This is a genomic window from Chryseobacterium sp. Chry.R1 (genome assembly GCF_039645525.1).
In the GTDB taxonomy this organism is placed as follows: Bacteria; Bacteroidota; Bacteroidia; order Flavobacteriales; family Weeksellaceae; genus Chryseobacterium; species Chryseobacterium proteolyticum.
Map to the genome: position 1 here is coordinate 2,694,759 of NZ_CP151793.1, position 19,900 is coordinate 2,714,658.

Genomic DNA, 19,900 nt, shown 5'->3' on the forward strand with positions numbered 1-19,900 from the left:
AATAAAATATTACCACCATGAAAAAACAAATCGTAATCACAGCCTTAACTTTTGGAGCAATCATATTTGGAACTAACAATGTTCAAGCTCAAAATACAACTGCAACTACAACCGTAAACATTACCCTGAACGATGTAATATCTATTGACGCAGGAAGTACAGCCATTGGTAATACGGTTGATTTTAACTATGTTACTGCAGCAGATTATAATTCTGATCAGACGATTACTAAAGCCAACTCTTTAAAAGTAACTTCAACGAAGAACTTTAATGTTAAAGTAAAAGCAGGGGGTGCTAATTTCATGAATGGAACGAACTTAATCCCTGTCAATGTTTTGACCATCAAAGCAGCTACAGCTGCCGGAACCATGGGGGGAACAAAAAATGCTGTAGTTTTATCTGCAACGGATCAGAATTTAGTTACAAATGCCCCACTGGGAAGCGCATTAACACTGAATTTGGATTACACTATTCCAGCTGCAAAATCATCATCATCTGATATTTTAGGTAAACCGGCCGGAACTTATACTCAAACAGTAACTTATACTGCAACAGCTTTATAAATTAATTTTTCATATTAATATTTTGTGATTTGGTGTTTCGAAGGCTTCCTCAGGAGGCCTTTGATTTTATATGTATTGTACCGGTATAAATACAATTCAAAATCCGGGAATATTTTTTGTGAAAACCTAAATAAAAATTATACGCAAACGGTAGTTTATATTGCGACAGCCTTATAATAGAAATTACAGGAATTTATATACGCCCTCAATAATTAGAAAGTGTTGAGGGCTTTACTATTTAAGTTAAATGAATAAACCTTGTAGTTATTTTACTACATGAACTTCCGTTTTCCACTACAAGGAAACTTTTAGCACCACTATAAATTTGCAGTATACAAAAGATAACAATTAAGTAAAAAATAACAATAAAATATTACTATCATGACAAGACAAGTCGTAATCACAGCCTTAACTTTTGGAGCAATCATATTTGGAACTAACAATGTTCAAGCTCAAAATACAACCGCAACTACAACCGTAAACATTACCCTGAACGACGTAATATCTATCGACGCAGGAAGTACAGCCATTGGTAATACGGTTGATTTTAACTATGTTACTGCAGCAGACTATAATTCTGATCAGACGATTACTAAGGCCAACTCTTTAAAAGTAACTTCAACGAAGAACTTTAATGTTAAAGTAAAAGCAGGGGGTGCTAATTTCATGAATGGAACGAACTTAATCCCTGTCAATGTTTTGACCATCAAAGCAGCTACAGCTGCCGGAACCATGGGGGGAACAAAAAATGCTGTAGTTTTATCTGCAACGGATCAGAATTTAGTTACAAATGCCCCACTAGGAAGCGCATTAACACTGAATTTGGATTACACTATTCCAGCTGCAAAATCATCATCATCTGATATTTTAGGTAAACCGGCCGGAACTTATACTCAAACAGTAACTTATACTGCGACTGCTTTATAATAAAAACACAATTATATATAAATATGCCCTCAATACCGGTAAAGTGTTGAGGGTTTTCTATTTAAACCAGATGAATAATACTGTAGTTATTTTACTACATCAACTTCCTCTTTCCACTACAAAGAAACTTTTATCGCCACTGTAGATTTGTAGTGTTCAAAAGAGAGCAAATAAACAAGAATAAAAATTAATAGTACTACCATGACAAAACAAATCGCAATCGCAGCCTTAACTATTGGAGCAATCATGTTAGGATCTAACAATGTTCAAGCTCAAAATACAACCGCAACCACAACCGTAAACATTACCCTGAACGATGTAATCTCTATTGATGCAGGAAGTACTGCAATGGGAGGGACAGTTGCCTTCAACTATGTTACTGCAATGGACTATAATTCGGAAAAAACAGTGGCTCAGGCCTCGGCTTTGAAAATCACCTCAACGAAGAACTTTAATGTAAAGGTAAAAGCAGGTGGCCCGACTTTCGTCAATGGTTTAAACTCCATCCCTGTAGATGTTTTGACAATCAAAGCCGCAGCAGCTCCTGGAAATATGGGCGGAACAAAAACTGATGTGATTTTATCAGCAGGAGAAAAAACTTTAGTAGCAAACGCTCCTCTCGGAAGCGCATTAACACTGAATCTGGACTACACCATTCCAGCTGCAAAATCATCATCATCTGATATTTTAGGTAAACCGGCCGGAACTTATACGCAAACAGTGACTTATACAGCGACTGCTTTATAATAAAATTTTTAGTTTGTAAAGGTCCATTTTGATGCGTTTTCAGTAGTTTTGGGAATCTTTATTATTAAACTATTTACACCATGCACAAGTTCATTCATCTTTTCATTTTCTTTATCCTCGCGGGATATTCCTCACTTCTGGCACAAAGTATTTCTATGTCGCCTACACGGTTGTTTTTCACAGGTAATCCAGGTGAAAAAGTAACAAAGACAGTCACGCTTCAAAACAGCTCCGATAAGGATTATGTTTTTAATCTCAACTATAAAGATTGGGTTAGAGAAGAAGACGGAAATAAGGTTTATCTTGAAGCAGGCAGTTCAAAAACTTCCAATGCGTCCTGGATATCTACTTTAGAAAATACTGTAACAGTTCCTGCAAAAAGTACAAAGGAAATTGTAGTAACCATGCAGATTCCTGCAAATGCATCAAAGTCTGCCGTCACAAACAGCATGTTGTTTTTCACCCAACTTCCTCAGCAGGCTGATAAGGCACGTATTCAGAATGGTATTGGTATTATCACCTTATTTGAGGTGGGACTTCACATCTTTTATACTCCACCGGGTAACCACGTAAAAAGTTTGGATATTACCAATATTTCAGAAGCGAGTAATGAAAATGCAGCGAACAGAAAAGTCGCAGTAAGTATCCATAATGATGGAAACACCATCAATGATGCCACCGTTGAGTTTGAACTCACCAATACAGACAGTGGTAAGGAAATAAAATTACCCGCAATTTCCATCTCTATGCTTCCCGATACCAATCAGGTCGTTCAATTTTCCTTGCCAGAGAACATTTCAGGGAACTTCCTTGGCGTGGTTATTATCAAAATGGCAGAATCAAATGATTTACGTGTAGGAGAAAAAAACTTTAAATTTTAAAATTTAGTCTTGAAACCACAGAATGGAATACCGATATCATTGCTAAGAAGAACAATCTTATTTTTTGTAATTGTTTTTCTGCACTTTTCGTTGGCCTTTGCGCAGGAAAAGAAGGATATTCAAATCCATTTTGAAAATGACAGCGTAGCTGTTGAGAAAGGTTCTACTTTTAGCAATTTCCTGGTTATTGAGAATAAAAGTTCTGAAGAGATTACCATTCAGAATATTATACCCAAGGAAAAATATCCGGGATTGCTTTTCTATCCTAAAAATGATTTTATCTTAGGTGCGGGCCAGTCTAAAAATCTTCCTGTGAAACTGATCGCCAACGTGGATTTTATGAAACTTCGATCCAATGAGATCCAATTCCAGATTTCGTACGTTACCCCGACGATCACCAGAACTGAAAATGCCTCTTTCTTCGTTACAAAAGGCGAGAACAAAAATATCGCAATTTATACAGCTACATATGAAAATTTCATTAACCCTGCTGTGCCCGAATCCTCAATCCTGCTGACTGTAGAAAACCAAGGGTACAGTAAACGAACCGTTAAGATTGATTTGCAATCCATTCCCGATGGTTTGGAAATGATGCCAAAACAACAAACCGTATCTCTGGAGGGCTTAGAAAAACAAACGATTGAGATCAAAATTGCGGTCAGAAAACAGAATACAATTTATCCCGAATTTAATATTAATGCAATAGTCACAGATCTGCTTGATAATAAAATAGTAGGAAGCAACACGCTCTATCTGGTCGTTTTATCGCACAACAGACAAATTGCCCGGGGAAACGAAGCGATGGGCGGAAGTAATTTTGCGGAAATTAGTTATAATGAAAACAGTTCAGGTTTCAATTATTTTCAATTGAGAGGAAATACAGCGTTTCGTGTGACAGATAATTTGAGATCGCGTTTCAATATTAGTGCAGATTACTATCATGAAGACGGCCGTTATAACTTCTATGATACCTGGCTGGAATTGGAGAGAAAAAATACCGTATTACGGGTGGGAAATGTTAATAGCAATGATTACGATTACCCGATTTTCGGTAGAGGAGGGAAAGTTTCTACGAAATTTGGTAAAAACAATCAGATTGAAATTCTTGCGCTTGAAAATAATTATAACTTGTATGGTACTTATTTCCAACAAACAAAAGGATCTACCATGGTGGGTGCAAAATATGGTTTTGGGAATGCTAAATCTTTCAACGGGAAAGTATCCTATATTTTCGACCATGATCCACGCTTTAACATAGATACACAGGTAGCGAATGCAGTAACTTCATTGCTAATTAATGACAAACACACCATCCGCATGGAGATGGGCCTGAGCCACGAAGAAGGTCTTTCGAATAAAGATGAAAATGCTGGAGCTTTAATGGGAGCCAATTATGAGGGGAAAATAGGGAGATGGGATATACAATCTTTCAATTCCTTTGCCACTAAAAGCTATGCAGGGATCAAGCGGGGATCTTTTTTCTCAAATCAGCGAATCGGTCACCAATTTTCCGCTTCTCAACGCGCTTTTATACAATATCAGAATTCGCAGGTAGAACCTGAGTTCCTAAGTTTCCAAAGTGAGCCAATCCAACCGGGGAATACCGCTAATTTGCGCTATTATTTCAACAGTACAGAAGCTTTGGGGTTAGGCTATCAGTTTTCTTTAAAGAAGTGGAATTTTCTACTTTCTCCAAAGGTTGAAAACCAGAAAACAGCTAATTTTTATACATCACAGGAGCTTTTTTCATACAAGTTGGAAGCCAATATAAGCACGACATTAGGTGCTCATGGATTCAACCTAACGGCGGAATATTCTTATTCAAAAGAGAACAATAAACAGGACTGGTTCAATAGTCTAAAAACAACTTTATCTTACAGATATAAATCATTTTCCCTTAACGGAACTGCCCAATGGAATGCTACCAGTGTCTTTGATTTAACTTCTTATTACAATGCAGACCGTAATTTTGCCAACTACAATGTATACGCCTCGTATAATTTCCAGATGCTCAATCATAATCTGACCGGATCTTTTTCTGCCGGAGCCTTCTATTCGGAACTTTATAAAAATTTAAACAGCAATATTACCGGTAATCTGGAATATAAGATTTCGCCTTCCTGGTCCACCACTGGTTATTTTAATCTTTCCGGTTATAAATCTACGGCTGAATATGCAAGCAGCGGCAGTTATTACCAGTTCAGGGTGGGAATTAAAAAATATTTTACCACCGCTACGGCTCTAGGAAATCATAAAGTGGCATTCCAGTTCTTTGAAGATAAAAACTATAATGGACTTCTGGAGTCCGGTGAATCGGTACTTGCTAATGAAATTGTAAAACTGGACAATTATGTAGCGATGACGGATAAGAATGGAAAAGTAGTTTTTCAGAATGTTCCTGAAGGTACTTATACCCTGAAGGTGAACGAAAGTGCGGGCTCCCGGTTGATGACGGATCCTGTCATTATGGTGCACAATAATATCAACCGCAAAGTGGGCTTGGTAAAAAACATCAGAGTAACTGGGAAATTAACGGAGATTAAACAAGCTTACGATACTGTAGAAACAGATGTAACAGGGATTGTAGTATATGCAAAAGGGGAAGATGGTAAAATTTATACCGCAGTGGTTAACCCAAAGAATGAGTTTGAGTTTTTCCTCAAAGACGGCAAGTATGATCTCTATATTGAAAATGACAAATACAGCTATACACAACCCACCCAAACCATTTTGGTGACAAAAGAAGGTTACTCAAAAACCGTGGTTTTTGAATACAAGAAGAAAGACACCATCATTAAGGTGAAAAAGTTTTAAATTTAAAAGTATGAAAAAGAAGAGGGCTTTTTTAATAGGAATTTTTACTGTACTTTGCGGATCTACAGCTACGAAAGCTCAGGATGTGTACCTTTCGGTTCCTGAAAATAATATTTTTAACAGGAGCGAATTTACCTCAGTACCTACAAGGGTAATGACGAACGCCAACAGAACAAACTGGGATTATGCCTTTTTAGGGATACTCCCAACAGCTCCTACATTTACCTCTGTTTCGGGACCAACTTTTACCCACTCTTCTTCCTCGCTTACTTTACCCGCTTCCATTCTTCTGTGGCAGTTGGAAAGTATGGGTGGGCAGCTGCCATATACAGGATTAACAGGTTATTTGCCAGGTTTTCAGTCGTTCAGTACAAGCGCCATAAAATGGTTTGAACCACCATCGACCAGTCTCGGGGGAGGGTTCAATCGGGGAAATATTAATTTTACATTTAAAATTCCTGCTTCACAATTTACTGCCAATACCTTTCGGGCTGGGAATTACTCCATGGAAATTACTCAAAATTATAATGATTTTACACCACGCAATTTTAAAACTATCTTAGTGATTCCTTCATCTATACGATGGATTACAAACTCTTTAACAAAATACATAGAAATATCTTCTTTGAATGACTATCGCAATACGGGCACGCGGGTATGGGATTTGGGGAATACGGAAATCGCGCATACGGTCGATTTTAATTTTTGGGCAAAAACTGCTTCCACTAACGTTCAGTTCACTTCCTCTAAAGGTGTTTCAGGAACCAGAAATATAGCAAGCATTAAATTGGCTAGCAATGGCTCAGCTCTCACGACCAAAGCCTTATCTGCCGATTTTCAGAATTTTTCCACGGCTAATTTCAGTGTTGTAGCGGGAAACAGAAATAGCTTCATTCCAGAGCTTCATGTGTCTGCTGAAGATTTTAAAAACTATTTTTTTGAAGCTGGAACTTATACGTTTGAATTGAATTTCAATGCCAGAAGCATAGATAGCTCAATCAATAGTTTACAAAATACGGCTGTTCAGATAAAGGTGCTCCCTCTGTCGGAGATTACCATTCCCAGTTCCGGCCGAAATGTAAATTTCAATTTTAATACCGCTGCCCATTACACCAATGGTCAGTCACAAATGGTTCCAAACCAAATTATGCTTTCCAACAATGAAAATTTCGAGCTCTATGTAAAATCGGACGAAAATTATTTCAAGAAAGGTGGCCTCCAGACCGATATCAATTCCAACATATTACAAATAGGCGTAGATGGAAGTTCTGTAAATGTTCCCTTATCCAAAACTCCTCAAAAAATACTTTTTAACGGAGCACCGGTTTTGGACCGGGAACTGAACATAAGATACACCATACCACCTGCAGGTGCTCAAAGTTTGGTAGGAAAGGAAAATACCACTTACTCTATCAATGTTTATTATAGCTTTACGGCAATTTAACAATACTTTAGAGTAGTCAATATTTTAGAATTTCAACTTCAATTTCATCTCTTGTTTTCAATGCCGGCGGAATTCCTTAAAAAGCTTCATAAGGCATAAATAAGCTTTACACCTTCAAATAATTCTTTTTCTGAGTATTTCATTCCAATATTTCATGGCTGAGGGTCAATTATAGCGGTTGGTCCAAACACAAAACTGTCCAGGATTCCCAATATATTTTGGTCTGGCTATCAATTATTGCCGCTTCAGGCACCTATTTTTAATTTGCATCATTGGGCTAGATTCGATCAGCAATCTGATGATATTGTCGCATGCTCCATCTTTTACCATTTCCGGTAGTGCCGGTAAACGGTTTTACAGAATAGAAACTCTGCCGAAATATCACGTCATGCAAAGCAAGTTTTAGTTAATAAAATAATGCATTTATTGTTTTCAAATAGATACTATTTCATTTTTCTTTTTACTAATATGATATTTTTTATAACTTGCTAACTCCTGGAAGAAAGGGCTGAACTGTATTTTTTAATCATATTGAAACAATATACCTTTCTGCCCTCTTCAAAAAAGTAATTCAAAAGCTTCTAAAACTGTGATACTTAATTTATGAATGATTTTATTAACGAACTACAATTGAAAATTGAAAGACTCGAAAACGAAATCAATTTTAAGAACGGACTGATCTCGATATTGTCTCATGACTCAAAAGAACTGTTTGGAACCTTTCTGTGGCTGATAGAGGAGCTAGAGCAGAAGACCATAAGTGAGGAAGATTTTTTTAAGTTGTTGCCGCAGGTAAAAAAAGATGCCCAGAAGAATCTGCAAACTATCCAGGACAGCGTTGCCTGGCTAAAAACGCAATACGGGGAATTTAAGATTAGACCCGTTAAAATTATGGTGATAGATCTTTTTCACTATTTAAAAGAAAAATACGCTGCTAAATTAAAAGAAAAAAATATTCAATTTTATTTTAAGGGAGATCATAACGCGTTTCTTACAAGCGACCGCCTGTTGATCGAATACGTTTTAGATAAAATTTTTAACAATGCGGTAAAATATTCCTTTCCGGGACAGGATGTTTATTTACAGGTAATTACAGAGAGTGATCAGGTTGTGCTTTCTGTAATTGATTCCGGAATGGGAATCAATGAAAAGTATTTACCTGCGATCTATACGTATGGTAATCCTATATTCCTGGGGACTGCCGGCGAGAAAGGAGCTGGGTTAAGTTTGAAAATTGTAAAAAATTTTATATCCTTGCTGCATGGAAACATCCAAATCATTTCCACTGAAGATAATGGCACTACGGTTTCCCTTTTTTTACATAAATTTATAGAATAATGGGTTTAAAAGTAAACATTCGTATTGTAGTAGCAGATGATCATGGTATTGTTCGGATGGGCTTGATACAAACGATCAAACGATTGATTCCCGATGCCATCATTTCAGAAGTAGAGGATTATAAATCGCTGTACAAATTAATTCTGAATGAAAAGCTGGATCTGGCCATTATGGATGTTAATATGCCTAATGGTACTGTTCAGGAAGCAATAGATTACATAAAGATTCACCAGCCTGAATTAAAAACTCTAATATTTTCTTCACAGGATGAAGAGCTGTATGGGATGCGCTATCTAAAAATGGGGGCAGGAGGCTATCTAAGCAAGCTGAGTTCCGCTGAAGTAATTGAGACCGCTTTAACGGCGATGGTCAGTAAAGGCCGATATATCAGTGATAATATAAAAGAAGCGATTTTTTTTGAATCATTAACCGGTTCAGGAAAAAATTCTCCCCTTGAAGCACTATCAGACCGGGAATTGCAAATTGCCAATAAACTTGCAGAAGGCCTTCCCCTTAAAGAAATTTCTAATCAGTTGAATCTCCATTCATCAACGATCAGTACGTATAAAAACAGGTTGTTTGAGAAGCTGAAGATACGATCCATACCTGAATTGGTGGAAATTCTCAGGCTATATAATCAGTAAATATTCTATCATAAATTGATTGTCATTCAATGAAATGATGCAATATGCTGCTTTTCTTTCTCCTTATCAGCTTCTTCGTACAAAGCAGCAGTCAGATCGAAAGAATGACGCATCAATTTTCATCCGAAACTGGGAATTTTCGGAATTGATAATAAGCATTTTAATATAGAGTTTCTCTCCGGAATATAGGCTCATTATGATCTGTACTCATTTCCAATATTTTCCGACAAATTTCTAAATTAATTTGCTACTAATATAAAATGACCTATTTTTATTACAAAATACTATTCCATGCCGAAAAAAATTATAAGAAATCTTAAAATTGGTGTAGTGATTTCTTTGGTACTTCTGATTGCTAGTTCTATAGCATCTTATATCAGCATACGTAAGCAGATGGAGAATAGGGAAAACCTCATAAAAAGTAAAGAATCTATAAGCTTAGCAAAAGATATATTAAATACTCTTTTAAATGCTGAAACGGGAAATAGAGGGTATCAGCTTACCGGCCGGGAAAATTTTCTTGAACCTTTCAATAAAAGCAAGGATGAATATCCGTTGCTCGTTTCGAATAAAGATAGACTTAATCTTAAAAACAAAGATCAGATTAAGGTCTTAAATGAACTGCTAGACGCTTCACAAATGATGATGAAGGAATATGCCTTACTTATTAAGAATCGGCAACAAGGAATATTAATGAGTCCGGAAGAACTTGTACAAAACAAGGAGGCTATGGACAGATGTCGCAGGCTCGTTCAGAAATTTGTAAAACACGAGGAAGTCCAACTTGCTATAAAAAATGAAGATCTGAAAAAATCTTCCCAGTGGACGGTTTTGTTCATCATTTTTTCAGCCATTGCAGCCATTGGTGTAACCGTTTTTGTTTATATACAACTAAAATCTGACCTTATTCGTCGTGGTAAGTTAGAAAAAGATCTTTTTGATACTAAAGAAATGCTTGAGGAAACAAGTTCAGTAGCCCAAGTTGGAGGTTGGGAGGTCAATATGAAGACCGGAAAGATCTTTTGGTCTCAAAGTACAAGAGAAATTCACAAACTGAAAGATGATCTCCAGCCTACTTTTGAAAATGCCTTGGGATTTTACAAAGGAGAAAGTGGAGAAAGAATAAAATATTTGTTTAACAGGGCAATACAACAAGGAATTCCTTTTGATGAGGAGCTTCAGCTTTTACGTAATGATGGAGTTACGACCTGGGTAAGAGTAAAAGGTATTCCTGAATTTGAAGATGATATTTGCAAAAGGGTTTTCGGAATCATTCAGGACATTGATGCATTCAAAAAAATGTTTCTCGAGGTTTCCCGGAAAGAGGCAATAATGCAATCTTTTGTCACTGATGTTCCTGTTCCTTTGGCCATGTTTGATAAAGACCTTAACTATATTGCTGTAAGCAGCAGATGGAGAGAGGAATTCCGTATGAATAATGTAGATCTTATCGGCAATAATCTATTCACGATATCACCTAATATTCCCGAAAAAGGAAAAGAGATCTATGAGAATGCACTATTGGGGAAAACGTATATTAACGGTGATTTTACGCTAAAAGTAGAAGGAAAAGAAGAAATCCAGCATTACGATCTTAAAGTTGGACCTTGGTATCTTACAAAAGATGAAATAGGTGGTGTAATTATTTCTATACAGAATATTACAAATGCTGTAAAGATAAATGAAGAATTGAAAAATGCCAAAGAAACAGCAGATATAGCCAGCAAGGCAAAATCCGAATTTCTGGCCAATATGAGTCACGAGATTAGGACTCCTTTAAACGGAGTTATTGGTTTTTCAGACCTTCTCCTTACGACACCGCTGAATGAAACACAGATGCAATATCTGAATTACATCAATGAGTCAGGAGAAAACCTGCTTAGCATCATCAATGATATATTGGATTTTTCTAAGATAGAATCCGGAAAAATGGAGCTTTTGATTGAAAAATGTGATGTTTATGATATGTTAAGCCAGGTAATAAATGTGATCATTTATCAATCCCAGAAAAAAGATATCGAACTACTTCTCAATATTGAGCCGGGCCTTCCAAAAATACTTTATATGGATGAAGCAAGGTTAAAACAGATCTTGATCAATCTTCTGGGGAATGCTGTGAAGTTTACAGAAAAGGGAGAGATTGAGCTAAAAGTAGAGAAGTTGCACATGAATGATCGTACAATCGCTTTGCGCTTCTCGGTACGAGATACAGGAATTGGCATCCCTGTTGAGAAACAGAAATACATTTTTAATGCCTTTACTCAGGAAAACAGTTCCATCAGTAAACGATATGGTGGCACGGGTTTGGGGCTTACCATTTCTAACACTATCCTGGGATATATGGGAAGTCATTTGTCGCTGAACAGCGTAAGGGAAAAAGGGTCTGTATTTTTCTTTGACATTGAGATTCCTTACGAGATTCCTCAAGTGAGAGAGGAGGAGGAAATAACTATTAAAACGGCCTTAGTGGTTGATGATAATGAAACCAACAGGATTATTCTTGAGCACATGCTTACCTATAAAAATATCAAGTCTACCTTGGCTTCTAATGGGATGAAAGCCTTAGAGATCTTGTTGAAAGGTGAGAGATTTGATGTTATCCTGATGGATTATCATATGCCTATTATGTCCGGATTGGAAACAATAAATAAAATAACAGAGCTGTTCAATCAGCGAAAAGAGACTTCACCATTTATAGTACTTTCTTCTTCTTCTGAAGAACTGAGCATACTTAATTCAGTTAGAAAAATTGATAATGCTCATTTACTTTTGAAACCCATCAAATCACATGATTTATACAAAACTTTAAAAAAAGTAGACCAAAGCTATTCAGTAGAAATTACTAAGGATTATTCTGAGAAAGTTACGCATGTATTTACCTCGGAATTAGAAGTGCTTTTGGTTGATGATAATGTAGTAAATATGGTCCTGAATAATAGGATAATGAAATCTTTTGCTCCCAATATACATCTGACGGAAGCAGTCAATGGACTGCAGGCTTTGGAGGAATGCAGGAAAAAACACTTTTCCATTATCATGATGGATGTACAAATGCCAATAATGGACGGTATTGAGGCAACACGCAATATCAGAATGCTGCCGGGATATGAACATATACCTATCATAGGCATTACGGCAGGAAATGTGTTGGGTGAAAAAGAAAAGTGCCTTGAGGCCGGAATGAATGATTTTCTTCCCAAACCTGTAAAGCAGGCAGATCTTCTTGAAGTACTCAAAAAGTATATTAGTGTTTAGAATCTATGAAAAAAGGAATCAATTTTTTGTAAATATTAGGGGACAATATATTTAACATACGGAATATATAACGGATTAGGACATAAAAAAACCGACATCGAAGAGTGAAATCTTCAAATGTTGGTCTTGTGACTAAGACAAGCGTATCTTCGAACACTTTTATAGACGATTTGGTTCGTTTGAGTCAAATTAACCAAGAGTTGCAAAATTCATTTTTACAAATAATTTCTATTAATTTTTTGTCTATGGCTTTTCATTCTACAAATCAAAAAAATTAGTAGAATAGTAGGCCTTACATTGGATTCAACGGTCTTTTAATTATAAATGAAGATTTAATTAAGAAATAGGAAATAGTATGATATTACTAGATAGTTAGATTGGAAAATATAGTTTGGTACATTAAAATATCAAATAGTATCAGACTCATATAAAAGCCGGCTCTGAAGAGTTTTAAACTACCCAGAGCCGCTTCATATGTATTAATTATCATTTTTTACAAAACTAATGTAGGTGCTTTTCCAAATTTCTTTTTAAAAGCATGGGAAAAATGAGAAAGGCTTTCAAATCCCAGGTCAAGATAAATGGAAGATGGACGTTGGTTTTTACTTTCGATGAGATGTCTTGCCTCATTCAATCTTTTATCCTGCAGCCATTTTCGCGGGGGCATTCCAAATGTTTTCTGGAAGTCTCTCTTAAATCCTGAAAGGCTTCTTCCTGTCAATTGGGAAAATTTTTCAACCGAAATATTAAAATGATAATTACTGAGCATAAATTTTTCAAGATCTATTTTGTAAGGCTCAGAAAAATCGAATAGAAAGTTTTGTAGTTCAGGCATGGCAAGAATCATAAGTTTAATGCCTTCCTTCACTTTTAAAAGTCCCATTTCGTCGGTCATTTGAGCACCTGAGTTTCTGGCATAGGGAACAATAGACTGGAAATATCCTTTTAGAAATTCATTATGAGGGATTATCAAATTAGGAAGTCCAATGTATTTACCAGCCGCTTCCATTCTCTCCTCCAAAATAATCTTACGCATTAGATCTTCCTGCAGAGATATAACGATAGTTTCATAATGTCCGCCGGGAAGAGGTGTTTTGGTAAGGGTTCCCAATTGATTTTTTCGTATTAATAAAACCTCTCCCGCAGAGATGGAAGTATTCTGCTCTGAGGTCTCCAAGACAAGTTGACCTGAAACCTGTAAAACTAAGGTATGATGATTCCAAAAGCAGACCTTTTGTTTCTGCTCCGAAGAAAGATAGGAATAAAATATAACGCCGGGTAAAATCTCTGCTGGACTTTCCATTATCTTTGAAGATAGGTACCGCCTTTTATGGCGCCTATTGCAAATGTAGTGTTTAAAATGTTCATTTCCTCAGGAGTGAATATAATTTCCATTGCAGAAATATTTTCAGGTAGTCTCGATCTGCGGCTCATACTTACGAGCGGCATTATATTCTTACCTTGTTCCTTTACCCATGCAATAGCAAGCTGTGTCGGTGTGAAACCTTTGCGTAGAGCCATCTGTTTGAGCACTTCTACTTTTTCAAGATTATGAATCAGGTTTTCACTCTTAAAACGGGAGAAATGATTTCGGTAATCATTCTCTGATAATGGTGACTGAAGATCCCCGCTCAAAAGCCCTTCCGCAGTATTTGCGAAGGCGATGACACCGATTCCTAATTCTCGGGCGGCTGGTAATAAATCTTCTTCTATCTGGCGGTCTGCCAAAGAGTATCCGATTTCCAAAGCATTGATTGGATATATATTATTAGCTTTACGAAGCTGATCCGTTGTGATCTCCGATACTCCGATATGACGTACCTTCCCTTCTTCAACAAGACCGGCGATTGTTCCAATAATATCTTCTATCGGAACACTGCCATCCATCCTGCTTGGCTGATAAAGATCAATGGTCTCAATTCCCAGACGGGTAAGAGAGTAATTGACAAAATTTTTGATTGCTACAGGACGAAGATCCATTCCAATCCACTGGCCATTGTGGAAAATAGCGCCAAACTTGACACTGATGAATGCATCTTCACGTCTTCCCTTAATTGCTTTTCCAATGAGCATCTCGTTATGACCTGCACCATAAAAATCTCCGGTATTGAGAAAATTTATTCCATTATCCAATGCCTGACGAATAGTAGCAATACTTTCTGCTTCATCAGGTGTCGAACCGCCCCAAACTGATGACATTCTCATGCATCCCAAACCAAGCTTTGAAACCATAGGTCCATTTTGACCTAACTGTATTTTTTTAATTTCTGACATTTTGATTTATTTAATAGGACAAAGTTCAGGTATTAATGGATATTCTACTTTTGTGTACGGTTCAATTTACTTGCTTGTGTGGTTCAAGAAAAGTATTGATCGTTTATACTTAAATCTTTGAGCAGAAAAAATAACATAACCTGGTTTAATTTTTTCGTCCGCTTTTTTTTATTTGAATGAAGAAATATCGAAACATTTGCTAAAAGTTTTAGGAAGAACTTTACAATTTTGAAGCTATGAAAGCCTTTAATGATTTAATATCATACAACAAATATCTGAATCTTTCACTTCCTCTTCATCCATTAATGGACAGCAGAGTGTGCAAACAGGCTTTCCTGGTGTAACACCTGTTCAGTATAAAAAAGAAGCAGTTAAGTAAGTTCAGGATTATAATCTGAACTTTTTTACAAACTCACATTGAGCTTTTTTACAAAGTTTACCTTTCATTTCTCATCTAACTTTGTCCTATAAAATTTTAGAAATGAGAACAGTAAACAAAATTTACATCAATGGTGAGTTTGTAACGCCTCACGGAACAGAAACTTTAGATTTAATCAATCCGTCTAATAACCAAAAAATAGGAGAGATAACTCTGGCAGACGAAGTTGATACCAGAAACGCCATTGCAGCAGCAAAAGAAGCTTTCAGAACCTTCTCAAAATCTACAGTGGATGAGCGAATTTCCTATCTTGAAAAGCTTAAAGATGCGGTAGAGAAAAGAAATCAGGAGCTCATCGACGTAATGATCGAAGAATACGGAGGAAGCAAACAGTTTGTTACTTTAAGCAGTAATAACACCAACAGTTGGTTCGATTCAATGATAGAATCTATCAGAAATTTTGAATTTGAACAAACCATTAATTCTTCAAAAGTTCTTTTACAACCTGTCGGTGTTGTAGGAATTATCACCCCGTGGAATGCCAGTAATAGTTCGGTTTGCAGTAAAGTGGCGACAGCGATTGCGGCAGGTTGTACAGTGGTCATTAAACCAAGTGAAATGAGCGGTCTGCAGACTCAGGTTTTGATGGAAGCCTTTCACGATGCTGGTTTGCCCAAAGGAATTATCAACTTTGTGACAGGTTTGGGAAATGTAGTCGGAACGGAATTAACTATTAATCCTGATGTTTCCAAGATTTCGTTCACAGGTTCTACGGCGGTAGGGAAACTTATTGCAAAAACTGCGGTCGATACAATGAAAAGAGTAACTCTGGAGTTGGGAGGAAAATCACCCAATATTATTTTGGATGATGCCAATCTTGAAGAAGTTATTCCTACAGCGATTTTCGGAGCGTATATGAACAGCGGACAGGCCTGTATCGCACCAACAAGACTTCTTGTTCCTGAAAATCAGATTGATAAAGTGAATGAAATTGCACGAGCAACGGCAGAAAAAGTAATTGTAGGATTGCCACAAAGTGAAAATACAAATGTGGGACCGATGGTGAGTGTAAAACAATTTGAAAGAGTTCAGAATTACATAAAAATAGGGTTGGAAGAAGGGGCAACTTTATTAGCCGGAGGAGAAGGCAAGCCTGAAGGACTGGAAGCCGGGAACTTTGTAAAACCGACCATTTTTACCAATGTAAACAATACAATGAGAATTGCTCAGGAAGAGATTTTTGGTCCTGTTTTATCCATTATCCCTTACAAAACGGAAGAAGAAGCGATAGAAATCGCGAACGATACGCCTTATGGTTTAGCGGCTTACATCAGTTCATCTGATGTGGAAAGAGCTCAGAAAGTGGCTTCACAAATTGATGCGGGAAGAGTATGTATCAACGGTTTCCGCCACGACCCAATGGTCCCGTTTGGCGGTTTCAAACAGTCTGGAATTGGCAGAGAATACGGTGTGTATGGTTTGGAAGCTTATCTTGAACCGAAAGCAGTTCTGCAATAATATTTTGTACATTTGATAAAGCGTTGTTTCAAAAAATGACGCTTTGTCTTTTAGCATCAATTAAAATGGAAAAATCTGATATTGTCTATTCCTGCTATCACGAGGTAAGCCGAAAAGGCGAAAATTTTGTTCCTCAGCACGTCCTTGCTTTTCAAATTTCGGGACAATTTGTGCTGTCTGACGGTAAGGAAAAATACATTGCGAAGGAAGGTGATTTTAATTTAATCCGGAAAAATCAGTTGGTGAAATTTACCAAATGTCCGCCCGAAAAAGGAAGTTTTGAAAGCATGAATATTTATCTGAATCAGGAGGTTTTACAGACTATGGCGAAAGAATATCATTTTTTATCCAACCATTCTGAAGCTTTAAAGCCTTTGGTTTCAATAGAAGTGAATGCTGTGCTTCAAAATTACATCACCTCGTTGCAAACCATTCTTGAAAACCCGAAACTGCTGACCAAAGATTTTATTGACCTTAAAATTAAAGAGTTATTATTTATTTTAATCGAGATTCAGCCTGAGCTCAAAAATATTCTTTTCGATTTTTCAGAGCCTTTTAAAATTGATTTGGAATCTTTTATGATTCAAAATTATAAATATAACGTCAATCTCGAACGTTTTGCTTATCTCACAGGAAGAAGTTTAGCAACTTTCAAACGCGATTTTGAGAAGATTTTTCACTCTTCTCCACACAAATGGATCTTACAGAAACGACTGGATGAAGCTTATTTTTTAATGAAGGAAAAACAGCAGTCACCTTCAGAAATTTATGTAGATTTGGGCTTTGAAGATCTTTCTCATTTTTCATATGCCTTTAAAAAACAGTTTGGATTTAGCCCGAAAAATATCGCAGCAATATTTTAAAGACTTAATTTAATTCTGCTCAGAAAACTGCTTTTTGAAGTGCAGTGGAGAAATTCCGGCTTTGGTTTTAAAAATTTTGATGAAGTGGGAAGGATGTTCAAAACCGGGTTCGTAAGCAATTTCGCTTATCGGTTTTGTGGTTCCTAAAAGGATATTTTTTCCTTGTCTACTCTCAACAGCTTAAAGATTTAGCAAAAGTAATAAGTCTTGAAGAGCTGTCCGAATATGTTGATATAAAATACAGCGGGAAAATGAAGGGGAGAGCGGTGGTGAAACTTTAGTAATTGAATTTTTAGGCAAGTTAAAAAAGATTAATCTGGATTCTGGAATTAAAAGCAAAAAAAAGGCGCCAACTGTCTTCAGCTGGCGCCTTTTGGCTTTGGTGACCTCGACAGGATTCAAACCTGTAACCTTCTGAGCCGTAATCAGATGCGCTATTCAGTTGCGCCACGAGGCCATTGTATCCTTATCGTTTAAAGGTTTGCAAATATAGCACTTTTTTCTTTTCTTTGAAATATGAAACTAAGAATTTTACTACTATTTGCGTTTTGTACTCTAATTTCCTGTAAAAGAGAGCAAAAAATTTCGTCCGATGATTGGACGGTTATCTCAAAAAAGCTTCAATACAAGGATGAAGCTAATATTTTACACATCAAGTCGGGGAATTATACCTATGATTTCAAAAATAATCAGGTTCCATTTAAAAAAGTGGTCCTTCTCAACGCCAGTTTGATGGGATATGTTTCAGCTTTGGATGCGGAAAATCTGGTCGTAGGGATTTCAAGTCCCGAATATATTTATTCGGAAAAAATTCAGGGATTGCTTAAAGAAGGGAAGATCCAGAATGTAGGAAGTGATCAGAAATACGATGTGGAGAAGATTATTTCCTTACAACCGGATGCCGTTTTCACCAACTATATTGCAAGCTTCGAAAATACCTATCAGTTATTAAAAAATAACGGAATTCAGGTTGTTTTTTTTGATGAGTATCTTGAGCAAAAAGCACTTGAAAAAACAGCATATCTGAAAGTGTTCGGAAAACTTTTTGGAAAAGAAAGAGAAGCAGAAGCCAAATACGCTGAAATTGAAAAGAACTATAACGAATTAAAAAAACTTGCCTTAACCGCTAAGGATAAACCGGTAGTTCTTGCCAATGAGATGTATGGAGATGTTTGGTATTTACCCGGAGGAAAAACGTCTGTAGCGAACTTTATTTCAGATGCCAATGCAGAATATATCCTGAAAAATAATAATGAGGAAAAAGCTGTGACCATGAGTTTTGAGGAAGTTTTCTCAAAGTCTGATAAAGTTCAGTATTGGATCAATGCAGGAAACCATACTTCAAAAAAAGAAATGCTGAATATAAATCCTTTTTACAGTAAGCTGGGAGTATTTTCGAAAGGGAAAATATACAGTATTTCGGGAAGGGAAATCAAAAAAGCCAATGACTTTTTTGAAAGTGGTGTGGTAAGATCGGATTGGGTACTGAAAGACTATATTAAGATTTTCCACCCCGAACTTTTGCCGGGATATCAGCTGGTCTATATGAAAGAATTGCAATAACTCGAAGGATTTGTTTATTTTTGTAGTGCTTTTTTTAAAGGTATGTGGAAAAAAATAAAACAACTGTTGTTTATCATTCTGATTTTGAATGTGGTGTTCATTATATGGGGCAGATTCTTTAATCCACCCATTACAATTACTCAGATCGGAGGCCTGTTCCAGTATGGAAAATTACAAAGGGATTACATTTCCTATGATGAAATGGGTAATAATGTGAAGAAGGCGGTCATTGCTTCTGAGGATCAGAAATTTTTTACGCACAACGGCTTCGATTATGTGGCTATTGAGAAAGCGATGAAACATAATGAAAAAGGAAAAAAAGTAAGAGGCGGAAGCACCATTTCCCAGCAGACGGCTAAAAATATTTTCCTCTGGCAGGGAAGAAGCTGGATCAGGAAAGGATTAGAGGCTGTCTACACCTTTATCATTGAGAAAGTATGGGGTAAGGACATTATTCTGGAAAGATATCTTAATTCCATTGAAATGGGACGTGGGGTATTTGGAGTAGAAGCTGCATCCGAATATTATTTCGGGAAATCGTCTAAAGACCTAACAAGTTCGGAAGCGGCCTGGATAGCGGCTGTTTTGCCAAACCCTAAAGAGTATGACCCTAAAAATCCTTCAGCCTACCTGACAAGGAAACACAACTGGATTTTAAGACAAATGAGAAATGTAAGTTTGAAATAGTAT

The 19,900-nt window shown here is 36.6% G+C and carries 16 protein-coding genes and 1 tRNA gene; 13 read left to right on the forward strand and 4 right to left on the reverse strand.

The window, feature by feature from the left end; translation table 11 throughout:
- Window positions 1-17: 17 nt before the first annotated feature.
- From AAEU33_RS12140 to AAEU33_RS12180, 9 genes are all read left to right on the forward strand, one after another.
- On the forward strand, window positions 18-563 hold the full coding sequence (locus AAEU33_RS12140) for a peptidoglycan-binding protein LysM (protein ID WP_172279031.1): 546 nt from the start codon (window positions 18-20) through the stop codon (window positions 561-563).
- Between the two features lie 381 nt (window positions 564-944).
- A complete protein-coding gene (locus tag AAEU33_RS12145; protein ID WP_345987771.1) occupies window positions 945-1,490 on the forward strand; it encodes a peptidoglycan-binding protein LysM in 546 nt (181 codons plus the stop codon).
- A gap of 201 nt (window positions 1,491-1,691) precedes the next feature.
- Window positions 1,692-2,237, forward strand: a complete 546-nt coding sequence (locus AAEU33_RS12150; RefSeq protein ID WP_172279027.1) for a peptidoglycan-binding protein LysM — start codon at window positions 1,692-1,694, stop codon at window positions 2,235-2,237.
- A gap of 80 nt (window positions 2,238-2,317) precedes the next feature.
- Window positions 2,318-3,118, forward strand: coding sequence for an Fn3-like domain-containing protein (locus AAEU33_RS12155; protein WP_345987773.1), 801 nt, complete (start codon window positions 2,318-2,320; stop codon window positions 3,116-3,118).
- Between the two features lie 9 nt (window positions 3,119-3,127).
- Entirely contained in the window at window positions 3,128-5,932 is a 2,805-nt protein-coding gene (locus AAEU33_RS12160; RefSeq protein WP_345987775.1) for a hypothetical protein, read from the forward strand.
- 10 nt (window positions 5,933-5,942) lie between these two features.
- On the forward strand, window positions 5,943-7,376 hold the full coding sequence (locus tag AAEU33_RS12165) for a hypothetical protein (protein WP_345987776.1): 1,434 nt from the start codon (window positions 5,943-5,945) through the stop codon (window positions 7,374-7,376).
- Window positions 7,377-7,979: 603 nt separating this feature from the next.
- On the forward strand, window positions 7,980-8,714 hold the full coding sequence (locus AAEU33_RS12170; protein WP_345987778.1) for a HAMP domain-containing sensor histidine kinase: 735 nt from the start codon (window positions 7,980-7,982) through the stop codon (window positions 8,712-8,714).
- Window positions 8,714-9,358 (forward strand): response regulator transcription factor, encoded by a 645-nt coding sequence (locus AAEU33_RS12175; RefSeq protein ID WP_273648385.1) that lies wholly within the window; start codon window positions 8,714-8,716, stop codon window positions 9,356-9,358. Before AAEU33_RS12170 ends, AAEU33_RS12175 begins: the two co-directional genes overlap by 1 nt.
- A gap of 291 nt (window positions 9,359-9,649) precedes the next feature.
- Window positions 9,650-12,613: a response regulator gene (locus AAEU33_RS12180; RefSeq protein WP_345987779.1), complete on the forward strand. Its 2,964-nt coding sequence runs from the start codon at window positions 9,650-9,652 to the stop codon at window positions 12,611-12,613.
- Between the two features lie 493 nt (window positions 12,614-13,106).
- Here AAEU33_RS12180 and AAEU33_RS12185 read toward each other — a convergent pair whose 3' ends face one another.
- Together AAEU33_RS12185 and AAEU33_RS12190 are read right to left on the reverse strand one after the other, a co-directional pair.
- Entirely contained in the window at window positions 13,107-13,916 is an 810-nt protein-coding gene (locus AAEU33_RS12185; protein WP_345987781.1) for an AraC family transcriptional regulator, read from the reverse strand.
- Complete coding sequence (locus tag AAEU33_RS12190) at window positions 13,916-14,887, reverse strand: aldo/keto reductase (RefSeq protein ID WP_345987783.1); 972 nt, start codon at window positions 14,885-14,887, stop codon at window positions 13,916-13,918. Before AAEU33_RS12190 ends, AAEU33_RS12185 begins: the two co-directional genes overlap by 1 nt.
- Window positions 14,888-15,368: 481 nt before the next feature.
- On the opposite strand from AAEU33_RS12190, the gene AAEU33_RS12195 reads away from it, so the two are divergent.
- The gene (locus AAEU33_RS12195; RefSeq protein WP_345987784.1) at window positions 15,369-16,784 is read left to right on the forward strand and encodes an aldehyde dehydrogenase family protein; all 1,416 of its coding nucleotides are present in this window, start codon (window positions 15,369-15,371) and stop codon (window positions 16,782-16,784) included.
- 65 nt (window positions 16,785-16,849) lie between these two features.
- A complete protein-coding gene (locus AAEU33_RS12200; RefSeq protein ID WP_345987786.1) occupies window positions 16,850-17,647 on the forward strand; it encodes an AraC family transcriptional regulator in 798 nt (265 codons plus the stop codon).
- Window positions 17,648-17,656: 9 nt separating this feature from the next.
- Here AAEU33_RS12200 and AAEU33_RS12205 read toward each other — a convergent pair whose 3' ends face one another.
- Window positions 17,657-17,800 carry an AraC family transcriptional regulator gene (locus tag AAEU33_RS12205; protein WP_345992770.1) on the reverse strand — a complete coding sequence of 48 codons (144 nt, stop codon included), beginning with the start codon at window positions 17,798-17,800 and terminating at the stop codon, window positions 17,657-17,659.
- A 227-nt stretch (window positions 17,801-18,027) separates the two neighbouring features.
- A tRNA-Arg gene (locus AAEU33_RS12210) sits at window positions 18,028-18,104 on the reverse strand.
- Window positions 18,105-18,163: 59 nt separating this feature from the next.
- Here AAEU33_RS12210 and AAEU33_RS12215 point away from each other — a divergent pair.
- Window positions 18,164-19,210, forward strand: coding sequence for an ABC transporter substrate-binding protein (locus tag AAEU33_RS12215; protein WP_345987787.1), 1,047 nt, complete (start codon window positions 18,164-18,166; stop codon window positions 19,208-19,210).
- A 42-nt stretch (window positions 19,211-19,252) separates the two neighbouring features.
- Entirely contained in the window at window positions 19,253-19,897 is a 645-nt protein-coding gene (mtgA, locus tag AAEU33_RS12220; protein ID WP_172279005.1) for a monofunctional biosynthetic peptidoglycan transglycosylase, read from the forward strand.
- The last annotated feature ends 3 nt before the right edge of the window (window positions 19,898-19,900 follow it).

Bases quoted from the DNA above. Each gene is read 5' to 3' on its own strand.
- AAEU33_RS12140 (WP_172279031.1), top strand. From the start codon at position 18: ATGAAAAAACAAATCGTAATCACAGCCTTAACTTTTGGAGCAATCATA.
- AAEU33_RS12145 (WP_345987771.1), top strand. From the start codon at position 945: ATGACAAGACAAGTCGTAATCACAGCCTTAACTTTTGGAGCAATCATA.
- AAEU33_RS12150 (WP_172279027.1), top strand. From the start codon at position 1,692: ATGACAAAACAAATCGCAATCGCAGCCTTAACTATTGGAGCAATCATG.
- AAEU33_RS12155 (WP_345987773.1), top strand. From the start codon at position 2,318: ATGCACAAGTTCATTCATCTTTTCATTTTCTTTATCCTCGCGGGATAT.
- AAEU33_RS12165 (WP_345987776.1), top strand. From the start codon at position 5,943: ATGAAAAAGAAGAGGGCTTTTTTAATAGGAATTTTTACTGTACTTTGC.
- AAEU33_RS12170 (WP_345987778.1), top strand. From the start codon at position 7,980: ATGAATGATTTTATTAACGAACTACAATTGAAAATTGAAAGACTCGAA.
- AAEU33_RS12175 (WP_273648385.1), top strand. From the start codon at position 8,714: ATGGGTTTAAAAGTAAACATTCGTATTGTAGTAGCAGATGATCATGGT.
- AAEU33_RS12180 (WP_345987779.1), top strand. From the start codon at position 9,650: ATGCCGAAAAAAATTATAAGAAATCTTAAAATTGGTGTAGTGATTTCT.
- AAEU33_RS12185 (WP_345987781.1), bottom strand. From the start codon at position 13,916: ATGGAAAGTCCAGCAGAGATTTTACCCGGCGTTATATTTTATTCCTAT.
- AAEU33_RS12190 (WP_345987783.1), bottom strand. From the start codon at position 14,887: ATGTCAGAAATTAAAAAAATACAGTTAGGTCAAAATGGACCTATGGTT.
- AAEU33_RS12195 (WP_345987784.1), top strand. From the start codon at position 15,369: ATGAGAACAGTAAACAAAATTTACATCAATGGTGAGTTTGTAACGCCT.
- AAEU33_RS12200 (WP_345987786.1), top strand. From the start codon at position 16,850: ATGGAAAAATCTGATATTGTCTATTCCTGCTATCACGAGGTAAGCCGA.
- AAEU33_RS12215 (WP_345987787.1), top strand. From the start codon at position 18,164: ATGAAACTAAGAATTTTACTACTATTTGCGTTTTGTACTCTAATTTCC.
- mtgA (WP_172279005.1), top strand. From the start codon at position 19,253: ATGTGGAAAAAAATAAAACAACTGTTGTTTATCATTCTGATTTTGAAT.